Below are 15175 nucleotides of genomic sequence, written 5' to 3'. Positions count from 1 at the left end.
CTACCGGGCGTTCTTTGCCCGGTGCCGGGCACCTTCCACGATCGACAGGCCGGTCAGCAGGCCGACGATGGTGACGTAGAAGCTTGCGGTCATCTGGTGCGCGAACATCGACTGGGTCAGCCCGCACAGGATGTAGGACACCACCACCATCACGCCGGCCGCGGCAGGGCCGCGGAAGGTAGCGTGCCCGCTGCGCCGGTGCAGGCGCACGAACACCCAAAGGGGTACGCCATATACGGCCAGCAGCAGCAACACGCCCGGCAGGCCCTGGGTAGCCCCCCACTCGGCCAGATCGTTGTGCGCATGGCGCAGGTGGCAGCGGATTTCCTGCGGGTTCTCGCGACAGACCGGCACCCGCTTCATGGCCATGTCGAAATGGCCGATGCCTACCCCGGTCAGCGGATGGTCGAGGAAGGTCTCCCACGCCACCTGCAGGCGCTCGACGCGCGCCCCAGCCGAAGAGTCGCTGTCCCCCTGCTCCATGCGCTGCACATCGCTGTGCAGTTCGGACAACCGCACCTGGTGGCGCAGTTCGGGCACCGACAGCAGCAGGGTCGCGCCGATGGCCAGCATGCCGGCAAGCACTGAAAGACGCGCCGCGCCGGTGCGCCAGCGCAGGCTCAGTGCCAGCACCACCAGCAGCGCCAGCAGGGCCGCGAACACGCCCCGGCTTCCGGTCAGGATGATGGTCCCGCAACCAGCAGCCATGCCGACGATCACCAGCGACCAACGCCGCGACGGCCGGCAGAACACCAGCAGCACCATCAGCATCATCACGATGTCGGCGAGCACGATCGCGTTGGTGAACAGTTCGGCGCGTGCCGCACCCTGGAACACCTGCAGTGCCGAAAGCACGAAGGTGCCCACCAGCCCGGCCAATGCACCGCGCCACAGCCAGCGCATGTCCGGGCGCAGCGCACACACCCACAGTGCGATCCACGGGATGACCAGGAAGCGGGATCGATTGTCGACATCGCGCAGGCCCTGTTCGAACAGCACGACCGACACGATGGCCATCAACAGCACCGCCAGCATCAGCCAGCTGAGAACCTTGATCGGCTGCTTGTCCATACGCCGGGCCTGCCACAGCAGGCCGGGCACCATCGCCGTGCTGACCAGCAGCAGCAGCGCGTAGGGCAACAGGTTGATCGGGATGGTCAGCACCAGTGCCGGCATGCAGAACAGGCCGATCTGCGCCAGCCAGTGCGCCGCGCGCGGGAGCTTGCCTGCGGGGACGCCCAGCGGATCGCCGATCGTGGATTCCAGGTTGTGCTGTAAAGCTGCCACGTCGAAAAAGTTCGCTGCAATCCGGCGGAATGAACGGGATCACCGGCACGGCCAATCCCACGCTGACGTTTTACTGCCTTTGCTGTCGCTTGGGCAGTCTGGACAAGCACGGGCCAGGATGGTTATTCCTCACGTTGCAGCCGTCGTTCACGTTCGCGTTCCTTCGCGCTGGCCACGCAGCGGCCCTGCACGGCAGCAGCCGGTACCAGCCACCAGCGGCGGCGATTGGCAATTCCCGCCAACTCGGCGTGGTTGCGGTCGATGCAGGGCAACAGCGCGTCTTCGTGGACCAGCAACCAGCGGCGCCGGGGCGCCAACTGCTGCCATTCCACGGCCGCAGCCAGCTGCCCATCCCAAGGCTCGTTGAAACCGAAGGTGGCTGCCGGGCGGTCGGCCATCAGCAGATTCTGCTCTTTCCAGGCCACCAGCCCCAGCTCCGCGTCGGCGCCGATACGCTGGCCGGTGTGCCGCATCAGGCCGCGGGCGGAACTTGAATCATTCAGCAGCGGATAGCCGATCAGGCTGTACAGCACCCAGACGGCAGTCAGGGTCGAGACCAGGGCCAGCTCGCGGCGGGCGCGCCCGAACAGCAGCAGGCTGGCCACACCCCAGCCGCCCATCGCCATCGCCGCCCAGGCCAGGGCGTTCATTTCGCCATTGCCGATGCCCCGCGTCTGCATCAGCCGCACTTCGAAGCCGGGCTTGCCCAGCAGGGCAGACAACCCGGCGGCCAACGTCCCCAGCGACAGCAGCAGGGTGAACGCGCCCAGCAGCCATTGCACATCGCGCCGGCGCAGCAGCCCCGGCAGCAACGGCGCCAGCGCCAGGCAGAACATCGGCAGCGCAGGCAGGATGTAGACGTCGCGCTTGCCATTGGGGATCGAGAAGAACAGCACGATCAGCGCCCACCAGCCCAGCAGCAACAGATAGCGTGCGTCCCGGCGCTGCAGCCGGCGCCGCCAGGCGGGGATCGCCCACGGCACCGCCAGGAAGGCCGGAATCCACATCGACGGCATGGTGCCCAGGAAGTACCACCATGGCTGGTGGTGGTCCCACGATTGCGCATAGCGCTTGGCGGTCTGCCGGAACAGGATGTCGTCCATGTAGGCCAGGTATTCGCCGGAACGGGTGGCCAGCGCGGTCATCACCATCGGCACCAGCCACAGCGCGACGGCCAGCACGAATGCCAGCGGCGCCAGCCAGAAGCGCAGGTCGCGCGCATGCAGCCGCACCCGTGGCCAGTGCAGGGCAGAACCGATCACCGCTGGCACGATCATCAGCAGCGCGATCACGCCCACGCCCTTGGTGATCACCCCGATGCCGGCAAAGAACCAGCCCAGCCACCACCAGCGCCAAGCAGGCCCCAGCAACAGGTGGCGAAGCAGGCCATAGTTGGCCAGGGTGATGAACAACACCACCAGCGGGTCGATCTGCGCCTTCTTCGCCTGGAAGGTGAACTGCAGGGCGAACAGCAGCGCCCAGCCAGCGTACAGGCCGACCTGGCGTGTCCACAGGCGCCGGCCGAGGTCGACCACGCACCACAGCGTGCCCAGTGCAGCGATCAGCGAAGGCAGCAGGAACGCCACGCGCCAGTTGCCGATCACGCTGTACAGCGTGGCCTGCCACCACATCAGCATCGGCGGCTTGTCCGAGTACAGCTCCAGCCCACGGTGCGGGAACAGCCAGTCGCCGCTGTCCACCATCTGCTTGGCGACCAAGGCGAAGCGCGGTTCGTCCGAGGGCCAGGGATCGCGTAGTCCCAGCCCGGCACCCAACACCAACAGGGCCATCACAACGAACAGCCACGTCTGGCGTGACGCACGGGTTTTCAGCATGGGGGCTCGGACAGCGGTTGGGTCAGCCCTTTTTTAGCAGACGCGCGTAGAAAAATCCGTCAGCATCGTTTTCACCGGGCAGGCGCTGGCGAGCAATACCGTCACAATCCAGACCAAATGCGTCATCCAGCGCGACCGCTTCCGCATCCGCGTGCCATTTCAGGAAGCCCTTTACCTGATCGACGTTTTCCGCGCGCAGGATCGAGCAGGTGGCATACAGCAACACACCACCGGGGCGCAGCATCGACCAGCAGGCTTCCAGCAGGCGGGCCTGGATGCCGACCAGCGCATCGATGTCTTCCGCACGGCGATGGAACATCACGTCCGGCTGCCGGCGGATGACGCCGGTGGCCGAGCACGGTGCGTCCAGCAGGATCGCGTCGAACGGAACGCCGTCCCACCATGCCCCCGGATCGCTGGCATCGGCCACCTGCACCTGCGCGCCTTCGCCCACACCGGTGCGGGCGAACGTATCCCTTGCGCGCGCCAGACGACGGGCATCGATATCCAGCGCCAGCAATTGCAGGCTGGGGTCACGCTCGAGCAGGTGCGCCGACTTGCCGCCCGGGGCGGCACAGGCGTCGAGCACGCGGCTGCCTGCCGGCGGCGCCAGCGCGTCGGCTGCACACTGCGCCGACAGATCCTGCACCGACAGCAGGCCTTCGCCGAAACCGGGCAGCTGGTTCACCGGAACCGGCACGGCCAGTCGCAGCGCATCGGCGCTCAGCGCGCTGGCTTCGGCGGCAATGCCCACCTCGGCCAGGGCCGCCATCATCTTGTCGCGCCCGCCCTGCTGGCGGTTGGCACGCAGCCACAGCGGCGCTGGCTGCAGGCTGGCGGCGAAGATCGCCTCGGCCTGTGCCGGCCAGTCGTGCTCGACGGCCTCGGCCAGCCATGCCGGAAATGCGTCGCGCGCCGGTTGTTCGGGGAAGCCTTCGCGCTGGGCCCGTCGCAGGATCGCATTGACCAGGCCAGCCTGGCGTTCGCGGCCAAGTGCGCGTGCAGCATCGACCGTCGCCGACAGGGCCGCATGGGCAGGCAGTTCCAGCACATCCAGCTGGGCGAAGCCCACCATCAGCAACGTGCGCAGGTCGGCATCGCGTGCGGACAGCGGCTTCTGCATCCATCCCTGCAGGGCGGCGTCATAGGTGCTGCGACGGCGCAGCACCGCAAAGCACAACGCTTCAAGCAGCGCGCGGTCGCGGGTGTCGGACAGCTTCGGCAGCGCCCAGGCCAGTTCCGCCTTGAGCGAACGACCGCGGGTGAACACCTGCGCCAGCACGCGCGCAGCCAGCATGCGGGTGGCCGCGCCCGGCGCCGCCTTGGCGATGGAAAAATCGTTTGCCTTGCTCACCCGTCAAACCCCCACGCGCAGATCACGGCGCGCATTGAGGTAGTCGGCAGCGGTGATTGCCTTGCCGCCTTCGCGCTGCAGCACGCGCAGGCGCAACGCGCCCTGCCCGCAGGCGATGTCGATGCCCTCGCGGCCCGCGGCCAGCACCGTGCCCGGCGCCTGGCCATGCGTCACATCCAGCGCCACCGCGCCGTGGATGCGCACGCGCTCACCGGCCAGCAGTGCCTCGGCAATCGGCCACGGATTGAATGCACGCACCGTGCGCGCCAGCGCTTCTGCGTCCTGCGCCCAGTCCAGTTTTGCCTCGGCCTTGTCCAGCTTGTGCGCGTATGTCACGCCCTGCTCCGGCTGCGGCCGTGCGATCGGCTTGATGCCGGCGCGCAGCAGGCCCAGCCCATCGGACAGCACCTGCGCGCCGAGCTCGGCCAGCTTGTCGTGCAGCTGGCCACCGGTATCGGTAGCGGCGATCGGCAGCTCCTGGTGCAGCAGCACCGGGCCCGTATCCAGGCCGGCTTCCATCTGCATCAGGCAGACGCCGGTCTTGCTGTCACCGGCCTGGATGGCGCGCTGGATCGGTGCGGCGCCGCGCCAGCGCGGCAGCAGCGAACCATGCACGTTCCAGCAACCGTGGGTCGGAATGGTCAGCACCGCCTTGGGCAGGATCAGGCCATAGGCCACCACCACCATCAGGTCCGGCTGCAGGTCACGCAGCTGCTGCTGGGCCACTTCGTCCTTCAGCGTTTCCGGCTGGTACACGGGGATGCCACGGGCGACCGCTTCCAGCTTGACCGGCGAAGGCGCCAGACCACGGCCGCGACCGGCAGGGCGATCGGGCTGGGTATAGACAGCCACCACCTCGTGATGACGCGCGGCCGCGCGCAGCGAAGACACCGCGAATTCCGGCGTACCGGCAAAGACAATCCTCATGGCAACCCCACTTGCAGGATGAAATCGTGCAGGAAAAAAAACGGCGCCGTCGGCCGGCGCCATGCAGCCCGCGCGTCACGCGCAGGCGCGGGCCACCCCGAAGGGCGGCCCGGAGCAGCGATCACGCCACGTGCTTGCGCTGCTTGGCCAGCTTCTTGCGGACCATCTCGCGCTTCAGCGGCGACAGGTAATCGATGAACAGCTTGCCGTCCAGATGGTCCATCTCGTGCTGCACGCAGACCGCCAGCAGGCCGTCGGTGGTCAACTCCTGCGGCTGCCCCTGGCGATCCAGGAACTTGACGGTGATGGTGTCGGCACGGGTCACGTCGGCGAAGATGCCAGGCACCGACAGGCAGCCTTCCTGGTACACCTGGCCCCCGTCCTTGGCGACGATTTCCGGGTTGATGAAGACGCGCGGCTCGTTCTTTTCTTCGCTCACGTCGATGACCATGAAGCGCTGGTGCACGTCCACCTGGCTGGCAGCCAGGCCGATGCCCGGGGCGTCGTACATGGTCTCGAACATGTTGTCGAGCAGCTCCTGGAACGCCGGCGTGGTCACTTCGGCGGCATCGATCAACGCAGCCTTGGTACGCAGGCGCGGATCGGGGAACTCAAGGATGGGGAGTAAAGCCATGGCAGTTTCCGGGGTTGGGGCCGGGGTACGCCGGCATACGTCGCAGATTCTAGCTCCAACGCTTGCCTTGCGCCCCGGTTTCTGGACTATAGTGCGCGAACCTGTTGGGGAATCAGGGCTTCACACCTATGTTGCTTCGTTTTCGTACGGTCGTCGCCGCGGCGATGCTGACCGTGGCTGCCTATGCTACCGCCGTGGAAGTGAATGGCGGGCACCCGGACACCTATGTGGTCCGCAAAGGGGACACCCTGTGGGACATCGCAGGACGATTCCTGCAGAAACCATGGCTGTGGCCGGAGATATGGCAGGCCAATCCGCAGGTCGCCAATCCACACCTGATCTATCCCGGTGACGTCCTCAGCCTGGCCTACCTGGACCGCGTGACGGCCCAGCCCGGCCCGCGCCAGGAAGCCCCGGTAACCGGCGTGCCGCTGGCCCAGGTCGAGCCGTTCCTGAAGCAGCTCAGCGTGGTCGACAGCATCGAACAGCTGCCCTATGTGGTCGGCCTGGAAGACAACCGCCTGCGCGCCACCGGTGGGCAGACCGCCTATGTGCGCCTGGCCGACGCCCAGGTCGGGCAGCGCTGGGCCGTGGTCCGCCCGACCGTGCGCTACGCCCAGCCCAAGCCCACCGAGGACCTGACCGCCAACGGCGACGTCACCCCGGGCAGCGGCAATCTCTGGAAGGCCTTCAGCGCGCCCAACCACCGCCGCGGCGTGCTGGGTTACGAGCTGGCACAGGTCGGCACCGGCACCATCACCCAGGTGGCCGGCGGCAAGACCGAAGCGTCGACCCTGGCGCTGGACAACGCCAGCGGCGGCCGTGAAGTACGTGCAGGCGACCGCCTGGTGCCGGTCGAGGCCACGCCGTACGACCTGCAGTTCTTCCCGCATGTGCCCGCAGCCGGCGTGGAAGGCGTGGATGTACGCGTGCTGGCAGTCACCGATATGTTCACTACCGGCGGCCCGCGCGATGTGATCGCGATTTCCGCTGGTCGCGCCCAGGGCGTGGACAACGGCACCGTGTTCTCGCTGTGGCGCCATGGCAGCCACGTGGCGCACCGGATGAAGTTCCCGGGGTCCTCTCGCATGGACGACTCGATCAGCACCGGCGCCGGCCGGGTCAGCCTGCCGGATGAGTACGCCGCGCATGCCATGGTCTTCCGCACCTTCGACAACGTCAGCTATGCGTTGGTGATGCAGGGTGTGAAGCCGGTGCGTGTGGGCTACAGCGCGCTGCATCCGGACGCGAAATGATCCGGCGCCGGGCCCCGCCCGGCCTCGGCAGGGAGTGCCGGCCGCATCGGCCGGCAACCTCCGGGATACCCTGACAGCAATACGCGAAGGCGCCCTAGGGCGCCTTTGTTGCGTGAGGCCGATAGTCGGGGGATGACTGAGCATGGACATGAGGCGCTGCTGCGCCTGTTGATCGCGGCTGGTTCCCTGGCACCCAGGCGCGCGCTGCTGCAGACCACCGGCAATGCGGATGCAGCGTTGGCGCTCGGTGTTGCAGGCTGGCGGGCCCACGGCTGCACACCGGAACAATGCGCTGCGCTGGAGCGTCCCGACACCCGCGCCCTCGCGCTGGCGCAGCGCTGGCTGCAGCAGCCTGATCATCATCTGCTGGCCTGCAACGATCCAGCCTTCCCGCCCCTCCTGCTTGATGCACCCAATCCGCCCCTGGCGCTGTTCGTTGCCGGCGATCCGGCCATCGCCTGGCGTCCTGCGGTGGCCCTGGTCGGCAGCCGTTCACCCACCCCCGCCGGTCGTGCCCTGGCCGCCCGGTTTGCCACCTGCTTCGTCGAGGCCGGGCTGGCGGTGACCAGTGGATTGGCGGCAGGCATCGATGCGGCCGCCCACCAGGCGGCGCTGGAGGCAGGCGGCTGCACCCTCGCGGTGATAGGCACTGGCCCGGACCGCGCCTATCCCACCAGCCATGCCCGCCTTCAGGCAAGAATCGCCACCGACGGCGCGGTGCTCAGCGAGTACCTGCCAGGTACGCCCGCACGGCCGGGTCACTTCCCCGCGCGCAACCGGCTGGTGGCCGGGTTGGCCCTGGCCACGGTGGTGGTCGAGGCCGCACAACGCTCGGGCGCCCTGATCACCGCCCGGCTGGCAGCCGAAGCCGGCCGCGAGGTCTGCGCGATACCCGGTTCGGTACTCAATCCGCGCGCCGTCGGCTGCCACCGGCTCATCCGTGAAGGGGTTGCCCTGGTCGAACGGCCCGAAGAAGTGCTGGAACTGCTGGCCCCGGCACTGCGTCACCAGCTTCCGGGCTTGCAAACCCGGCTTGCCACCCCCACTGAACAGGCAGCGCCGGCGGACCTGCCGGCATGCTGGGCGAACGACGCTGACTACCAGCGCTTGTGGCGGGTGCTGGAGCACGACCCAATCAGTATGGATTCACTGATCACGCAGTGTGGATTGACGGCGTCGGAGGTGTCCTCCATGCTGCTGGCCATGGAACTTGCGGGGATCGTGGTGTGCGTACACGGCCGCTACTGTCGACGTCCCTAGTTTCTTCACCTCCACAGCGTCGCGCGACGCAGGCCGAGGGGCAATGAAAGAGAGCATCCTGGATGTACTGTTGTACCTGTTTGAACACTATTTCAGCGAAGATGCGGACCTGATCCGTGACCGCGACTCACTGCAGAATGGCCTGATCCAGGCCGGTTTCAGCCCCACTGAGATCAACAAGGCATTCGAATGGCTCGATGCCCTGGCAGCGCAGCGCCCAAGCGCGGCCCAGGCCCGGGTCGATGGCCCGGTGCGCATCTATCACGGCCCGGAGCTGGACAAGCTTGACGTGGAGTGCCGTGGTTTCCTGCTGTACCTGGAACAGCACGGCATCCTCGATGCCGGCCAGCGCGAGCTGGTGCTGGACCGGGCGATGGCCCTGGACCAGGACGAACTGGACCTGGACGACCTGAAATGGGTCGTGCTGATGGTGCTGTTCAACCAGCCCGGCGCCGAGGCGGCCTACGCCTGGATGGAAACGCAGATGTTCGTGGACGAGCCAGAACCCCTGCACTGACCGTACACTTGGGGACCGTGCGCATTCAGGAGCGTCCCCGTGAGTGAGTGGTTCCATGCCGAAGGCAACCGCCAGCAAGGCCCGTTGCCCTCGGAACAGTTGATCGAGCTGTTCCGCAGCAACCAGATCACCCTGGACACCCTCGTATGGCGCGACGGCTTGCCGCAATGGCAGCCGTTGCGCAACGTGGTCGACGAACTGGGCCTGATCGTGCCCGCCGTTGATGCAGCCGCCACGGCACCACCGCCGCCGCCTGCCGCCCCTCTGCCGCCCACCCTTCCCCCCGCCTCTCCGTACGCGACCACGCCGATGGACGCTGCCCCGGTCGCGAAGAAGGGCCTGTCCGGCTGCGCGTTGACCGCCATCATCGGCGGCGTCGCACTGCTGGTGGTGGTGCCGATCCTGGCCATCCTGGCCGCGATCGCCCTGCCGGCCTACAACGACTACACCATCAAGGCCAAGGTCGCCGGCGCGGTCACCGTGCTGCAGCCGCTGAAGGACAAGGTCCAGCACTTCGCCGATGACCAGGGCCGCTGCCCGGGCGCCAACGACGCCGGCTTCCCGGCGGCGGACGAATTCGCAGGCCAGGGCCTGTCGGCCGTGCATATCGGCCGCTTCAACAATGGCCACTGCGGCATCGAAGCGACGCTGGCGGTTCCCGGCAAGAGCCAGGATGGCGACCTGCTCTGGCTCGAATACGACCGCGACAGCGGGCGCTGGGAATGCAGCGGCGAAAGCGACGACAAGTATCTGCCCACGCAATGCCGCGGCTGAGCCGCGCATCGGGCAACCCACCAAGGACGACCCAACAGGGGACATGCAATGACTGAGTGGTACTACGCCGAAGGACAGCAACGCCAGGGACCGCTGGAGGTCACCGAGATCCGCCAGCGCTTCCAACGTGGCCAGTTGAACCTGGACACCCTGGTCTGGCGCGAAGGCATGGGGCAGTGGGCGCCGCTGCGGCAGATGGTGGAAGAGCTGGGCCTGCAGACCCTGGCCGATGCCAGCACGTCCACCGCCACCGGTGGCTTCGACCTGCGCAACGACTACGCCGCGATCGACAACGGCACCGCGCCCCTGCCGGGCACCGGCGCCCTCAGCAGCTCGCCGTACACCGCGCCCGGTGCAGGCGGCAGTGACTACTCGCAGCCGGTGCATGGCGGCGAGGTGGTCTATGCCGGCTTCTGGAAGCGCTTTGCCGCCTACCTGATCGACTACTTCGTCCTGCTGATTCCCAGCGGCGTGGTCGGTGGCGTACTGGGCTTCGTGCTCGGCGCGGGCATGGGTGCTGCCGGCAGCGGCGAAACAGCGGTTGAAGTGGTCACCCAGCTGATCAGTGGCCTGGCCGGCCTGTTCATCGCCGCCGCTTACTACGGCTGGTTCCATGCCTCCCGCGGCGGTGCCACCCTCGGCAAGATGGCCATCGGCATCAAGGTCGTGCGCGGCAATGGCGATCGCCTGACCCTGGGCCGCAGCATCGGCCGCTATTTCGCCACCATCCTCAGTGGCCTGACACTGTGCATCGGCTACCTGATGGCCGCCTTCACCGAGCGCAAGCAGGGCCTGCATGACCTGATCTGCGACACGGTGGTGGTCGACCGCTGGGCCTATACCGACCAGCCGCAGCTGCAGCGCCGCGAGATGGGCACGGTGACCATCGTGATCCTGGTGCTGGGCGGCCTGCTGATGCTGGCCGGTTTCGCCGCGATCATCTTCGCCGTCGGCGTCATCGCCAACATGGCGTCGTGATCGCGGATCGAGGGCCAATGCGCCGTCGCGGACGGCCATCCTCACGCCCCCCTGCTTGACAATGGCAGGCCGGGCGTGATTCCTCTAATAAGGTGAAACCTGAACGCCCGGCACAGTCCCGGGCGTTCAGTTTATTGATTTGCCCGTGGCCGCTTCACTAATGCGGCCGTTTGCTCCACCCTAGCGGCCCTTCCCCGCGGCTTACCCACAGACCCTGCTGCCATGCCCAAGCACCTGCTCATCGTTGAATCGCCGGCCAAAGCCAAGACGATCAACAAATACCTCGGCAAGGACTACACGGTCCTGGCCTCGTATGGGCACGTGCGTGACCTGATCCCGAAGGAAGGCGCGGTTGACCCGGACAACGGGTTCGCCATGCATTACGACGTGATCGAGAAGAACGAAAAGCATGTCGATGCGATCGCCAAGGCCGCAAAGGGCGCCGACGACATCCTGCTGGCGACCGACCCGGATCGCGAGGGTGAAGCGATCAGCTGGCATATCGCCGAGATCCTGAAGGAGCGCGGGCTGGTCAAGGACAAGCCGATGCAGCGCGTGGTGTTCACCGAGATCACCCCGCGCGCGATCAAGGAAGCCATCAGCCAGCCGCGCGAGATCGCCAGCGACCTGGTCGACGCCCAGCAGGCGCGCCGCGCGCTGGACTACCTGGTCGGTTTCAACCTGTCGCCGGTGTTGTGGCGCAAGGTCCAGCGCGGCCTGTCGGCAGGCCGCGTGCAGAGCCCGGCGCTGCGCATGATCGTCGAGCGCGAGGAAGAGATCGAAGCCTTCATCGCCCGCGAGTACTGGTCGATCGCCGCCGAGTGCGCGCACCCCTCGCAGCATTTCAACGCCAAGCTGGTCAAGCTGGACGGGCAGAAGTTCGAGCAGTTCACCGTCACCGACGGCGACACCGCCGAGGCCGCCCGCCTGCGCATCCAGCAGGCCGCACAGGGCGCCCTGCATGTCACAGACGTGGCCAGCAAGGAGCGCAAGCGCCGCCCCGCGCCGCCATTCACCACCTCCACGCTGCAGCAGGAAGCCTCGCGCAAGCTCGGTTTCACCACGCGCAAGACCATGCAGGTCGCGCAGAAGCTGTACGAAGGCGTGGACATCGGCGGCGACGAAGGCACGGTCGGCCTGATCTCGTACATGCGTACCGACTCGGTGAACCTGTCGCAGGACGCGCTGGCTGAAATCCGCGACGTGATTGCCCGTGATTACGGCATCGCCTCGCTGCCCGACCAGCCCAACACCTACCAGACCAAGTCCAAGAACGCCCAGGAAGCGCACGAAGCGGTGCGCCCGACATCGGCACTGCGCACCCCGGCCCAGGTCGCGCGGTTCCTGACCGACGACGAGCGCAAGCTGTACGAACTGATCTGGAAGCGTGCGGTGGCCTGCCAGATGATCCCGGCAACGCTCAACACCGTCAGCGTGGACCTGTCGGCCGGCAGCGAACATGTGTTCCGCGCCAGCGGCACCACGGTGGTGGTGCCCGGCTTCCTGGCCGTGTACGAGGAAGGCAAGGACAGCAAGAGCGCCGAGGATGACGATGAAGGCCGCAAGCTGCCGGCGATGAAGCCGGGCGACCGCGTGCCGCTGGAGCGCATCGTGGCCGACCAGCACTTCACCCAGCCGCCGCCGCGCTTCACTGAAGCGGCGCTGGTGAAGGCGCTGGAAGAGTACGGCATCGGTCGTCCTTCGACCTACGCCTCGATCATCCAGACCCTGCTGTTCCGCAAGTACGTGGAAATGGAAGGCCGCAGCTTCCGCCCGTCCGATGTCGGCCGTGCGGTGTCCAAGTTCCTGTCCAGCCACTTCACCCAGTACGTCGACTACGACTTCACCGCCAAGCTGGAGGACGAGCTCGATGCCGTCTCGCGTGGCGAGGAAGAGTGGATTCCGCTGATGTCGCGCTTCTGGGGACCGTTCAAGGAACTGGTCGAAGACAAGAAGGAATCGGTCGACCGTGCCGAGGCCAGTGGTGCGCGCGAACTGGGTACCGACCCGAAGACCGGCAAGCCGGTCAGCGTGCGCCTGGGCCGGTTCGGGCCGTACGCGGCCATCGGCAGCACCGCCGAGGATGCCGAGGACAAGCCCAAGTTCGCCTCGCTGCGGCCGGGCCAGTCAATGCACACCATTTCCCTGGAAGACGCGCTGGAACTGTTCCTGATGCCGCGCGCGCTGGGTGAGGACAAGGGCGAGGACGTCAGCGTCGGCATCGGCCGCTTCGGCCCGTTCGCCAAGCGCGGCAGCACCTACGCCTCGCTGAAGAAGGAAGACGATCCGTACACCATCGACCTGGCCCGCGCCGTGTTCCTGATCGAAGAGAAGGAAGAAATCGCGCGCAACCGGATCATCAAGGAGTTCGAGGGCAGCGACATCCAGGTGCTGAACGGTCGTTTCGGCCCGTACATCAGCGACGGCAAGATGAACGGCAAGATCCCCAAGGATCGTGAACCGGCATCGCTGACCCTGGCCGAGGTGCAGCAGTTGATGGAAGAAACCGGCAAGCCGGTGCGCAAGGGCTTCGGCGCCAAGAAGGCCGCCGCCAAGAAGGCACCGGCAAAGAAGGCGGCAGTGAAGAAGGAAGCCGCGCCGAAGAAGGCGGCTGCGAAGAAGTCCGTGGCCAAGAAGGCACCGGCAAAGAAGGCGGTCAAGAAGGCTGCCAAGTAGATCCACGCCATGCGTGGATGATCTGCCAAGGTGAGCGGACCCACGGTCCGCCCCCACCGCTCCACCCGCTCTGCACGCAGCGGGGGGATAATGAAGGCCCACGCCGGGCCCGGTCGCCGCCATGAAAGAACTCACACTGGACACCGCAGTCGCCACGCTCCGCAGTGGCGGGGTGATTGCCTACCCGACCGAAGCGGTCTGGGGCCTGGGTTGCGATCCTGCGCACGAGGCAGCGGTGCACACGCTGCTGCGACTGAAGCAGCGCCCGATCGAGAAAGGCATGATCCTGGTGGCCGCTGACCTGTCGCAGCTGCAGGGCTGGGTGCGCCTGCAGGCGCTGCCCGATGCACGCCAGCGCGCAGTGCTCGCCAGCTGGCCCGGCGCCAACACCTGGATCCTGCCCGCCGGCACGCGCGCGCCCGGCTGGATCACCGGCGAACACAGCGGCATCGCGGTGCGAATCAGCGCCCATCCCCTGGTAGCAGCCCTGTGCCAGGCCTGGGGTGGCCCCCTGGTCTCCACCAGCGCCAACCTTGCCGGCGAGCCCCCCGCGCGCAGCCGCGAAGAGCTGGACGCTCGCCTGCTGCGCCTGCTCGACGGCATCCTCGATGGGCAGACCGGCGGCCTGGCCCAACCCACGCCGATCCGCGACGCGCTCAGTGGCAACGTACTGCGCTCCTGACAGGTCCATTGCGTCGGTGTTGCCGATCGCGCACGCTGCGCCCATGACCCTGCTGCGCGCTGTCCTGTCTCTGGCCCTGCTGCTGTCGTTGCCGGCCCTTGCCGCCGACGACGTGCGGGTCTACCGCTGCGTCGGCAGCAATGGTGCCGTCGCGCTGCAGGACAAGCCCTGCACGGCCGGCCGCCAGCAAGTGCGCGACCTGCAACGGCCGCGCGACCCGCCGCCACGGGTGGTCAGCACCGAGGCCGCGCCGCCCGCATCGGTGCAGACGCCAGCGATGCGCGAGCGCGAGGTGCGCCATGTCTACATCCAGCCGCCACAGCCGATGTACGAATGCGTGAGTGAAGACGGCGACCGCTACACCAGCGACAACAACGAAGGGAATCCGCGCTGGGTGCCGCTGTGGACGACGGTCTGGTACCCGCATGGTCATCCTGGCGGTGCGTACCCCGGACCGCATCCGGGGCCGCGTCCGGCCGGCAGCGGCAACACCATCGGTACCCCCATCGGCGGCGGGCCTCCGGTGTATCGCCCGCCGTCAGTGGGCGTCGGTGTCAACGTGCCTGCCGGCAACATCCTGGTGCGCGATACCTGCCACGCCCTGCCCCCGCAGGAAGTGTGCGCACGCCTGCGTGATCGTCGCTGGGAACTGGACCGGCGTTACAACAGCGCGCTGCAGAGCGAGCGCACCGCGATCAGCAGGGAGCAGCGTGGCATCGACGCGCGGCTGGCGCAGGACTGCGGCGGCTGAGCTCTGCGCTGGGGGCTATGCCCCCGCTTTGGTAGATGCCCACCTTGGTGGGCACTGGCAAACAACGGTGCCAACCAAGGTTGGCAACTACCGGGGCATCTGAGCCCTGCGCTGGGGCTGTGCCCCCGCTTTGGTAGATGCCCACCTTGGTGGGCACTGGCAAACAGCGGTGCCAACCAAGGTTGGCAACTACCGGGGCATCTGAGCCCTGCGCTGGGGCTATGCCCCCGCTTTGGTAGACGCC

At 67.4% G+C, this 15175-nt stretch carries 13 protein-coding genes; 8 read left to right on the top strand and 5 right to left on the bottom strand.

All coding sequences use genetic code 11. The features are described from left to right. From BW38_RS08200 to def, 5 genes are all read right to left on the bottom strand, one after another. Positions 1 to 1176, bottom strand: a complete 1176-nt coding sequence (locus BW38_RS08200; RefSeq protein WP_223497314.1) for an O-antigen ligase — start codon at positions 1174 to 1176, stop codon at positions 1 to 3. A gap of 233 nt (positions 1177 to 1409) precedes the next feature. Beyond that, complete coding sequence (locus tag BW38_RS08205; protein WP_032976679.1) at positions 1410 to 3122, bottom strand: glycosyltransferase family 39 protein; 1713 nt, start codon at positions 3120 to 3122, stop codon at positions 1410 to 1412. Positions 3123 to 3144: 22 nt separating this feature from the next. After that, complete coding sequence (rsmB, locus tag BW38_RS08210; RefSeq protein WP_032976678.1) at positions 3145 to 4476, bottom strand: 16S rRNA (cytosine(967)-C(5))-methyltransferase RsmB; 1332 nt, start codon at positions 4474 to 4476, stop codon at positions 3145 to 3147. 3 nt (positions 4477 to 4479) lie between these two features. Then, positions 4480 to 5403, bottom strand: a complete 924-nt coding sequence (fmt, locus tag BW38_RS08215) for a methionyl-tRNA formyltransferase (protein WP_032976677.1) — start codon at positions 5401 to 5403, stop codon at positions 4480 to 4482. Between the two features lie 121 nt (positions 5404 to 5524). Further along, the gene (gene def, locus BW38_RS08220) at positions 5525 to 6037 is read right to left on the bottom strand and encodes a peptide deformylase (protein WP_025879059.1); all 513 of its coding nucleotides are present in this window, start codon (positions 6035 to 6037) and stop codon (positions 5525 to 5527) included. A 128-nt stretch (positions 6038 to 6165) separates the two neighbouring features. Between def and BW38_RS08225 the strand changes: the two genes are divergently transcribed. The 8 genes from BW38_RS08225 (at position 6166) to BW38_RS08260 (ending at position 14931) form a co-directional block, all read left to right on the top strand. Continuing rightward, on the top strand, positions 6166 to 7293 hold the full coding sequence (locus tag BW38_RS08225) for a LysM peptidoglycan-binding domain-containing protein (RefSeq protein WP_032976676.1): 1128 nt from the start codon (positions 6166 to 6168) through the stop codon (positions 7291 to 7293). Positions 7294 to 7425: 132 nt separating this feature from the next. Then, a complete protein-coding gene (dprA, locus tag BW38_RS08230; protein WP_032976675.1) occupies positions 7426 to 8553 on the top strand; it encodes a DNA-processing protein DprA in 1128 nt (375 codons plus the stop codon). Between the two features lie 43 nt (positions 8554 to 8596). Then, the gene (locus BW38_RS08235; protein ID WP_025879062.1) at positions 8597 to 9070 is read left to right on the top strand and encodes a DUF494 family protein; all 474 of its coding nucleotides are present in this window, start codon (positions 8597 to 8599) and stop codon (positions 9068 to 9070) included. 39 nt (positions 9071 to 9109) lie between these two features. Next, positions 9110 to 9844, top strand: coding sequence for a GYF domain-containing protein (locus BW38_RS22200; RefSeq protein WP_032976674.1), 735 nt, complete (start codon positions 9110 to 9112; stop codon positions 9842 to 9844). A gap of 48 nt (positions 9845 to 9892) precedes the next feature. Further along, positions 9893 to 10822, top strand: coding sequence for an RDD family protein (locus BW38_RS08245; protein ID WP_032976672.1), 930 nt, complete (start codon positions 9893 to 9895; stop codon positions 10820 to 10822). A 222-nt stretch (positions 10823 to 11044) separates the two neighbouring features. Then, the gene (locus BW38_RS08250; protein WP_032976671.1) at positions 11045 to 13498 is read left to right on the top strand and encodes a DNA topoisomerase I; all 2454 of its coding nucleotides are present in this window, start codon (positions 11045 to 11047) and stop codon (positions 13496 to 13498) included. 121 nt (positions 13499 to 13619) lie between these two features. Next, positions 13620 to 14180, top strand: coding sequence for a Sua5/YciO/YrdC/YwlC family protein (locus tag BW38_RS08255; protein ID WP_032976670.1), 561 nt, complete (start codon positions 13620 to 13622; stop codon positions 14178 to 14180). 43 nt (positions 14181 to 14223) lie between these two features. Continuing rightward, positions 14224 to 14931, top strand: coding sequence for a DUF4124 domain-containing protein (locus BW38_RS08260; protein ID WP_032976669.1), 708 nt, complete (start codon positions 14224 to 14226; stop codon positions 14929 to 14931). The last annotated feature ends 244 nt before the right edge of the window (positions 14932 to 15175 follow it).

Origin of the sequence: Stenotrophomonas sp. RIT309 (assembly GCF_000632045.1) — a bacterium.
In the GTDB taxonomy this organism is placed as follows: Bacteria; Pseudomonadota; Gammaproteobacteria; order Xanthomonadales; family Xanthomonadaceae; genus Stenotrophomonas; species Stenotrophomonas indicatrix.
The sequence above is the reverse complement of the archived record's forward strand: the minus strand, read 5'-3'. Positions and strand labels throughout refer to the sequence as shown.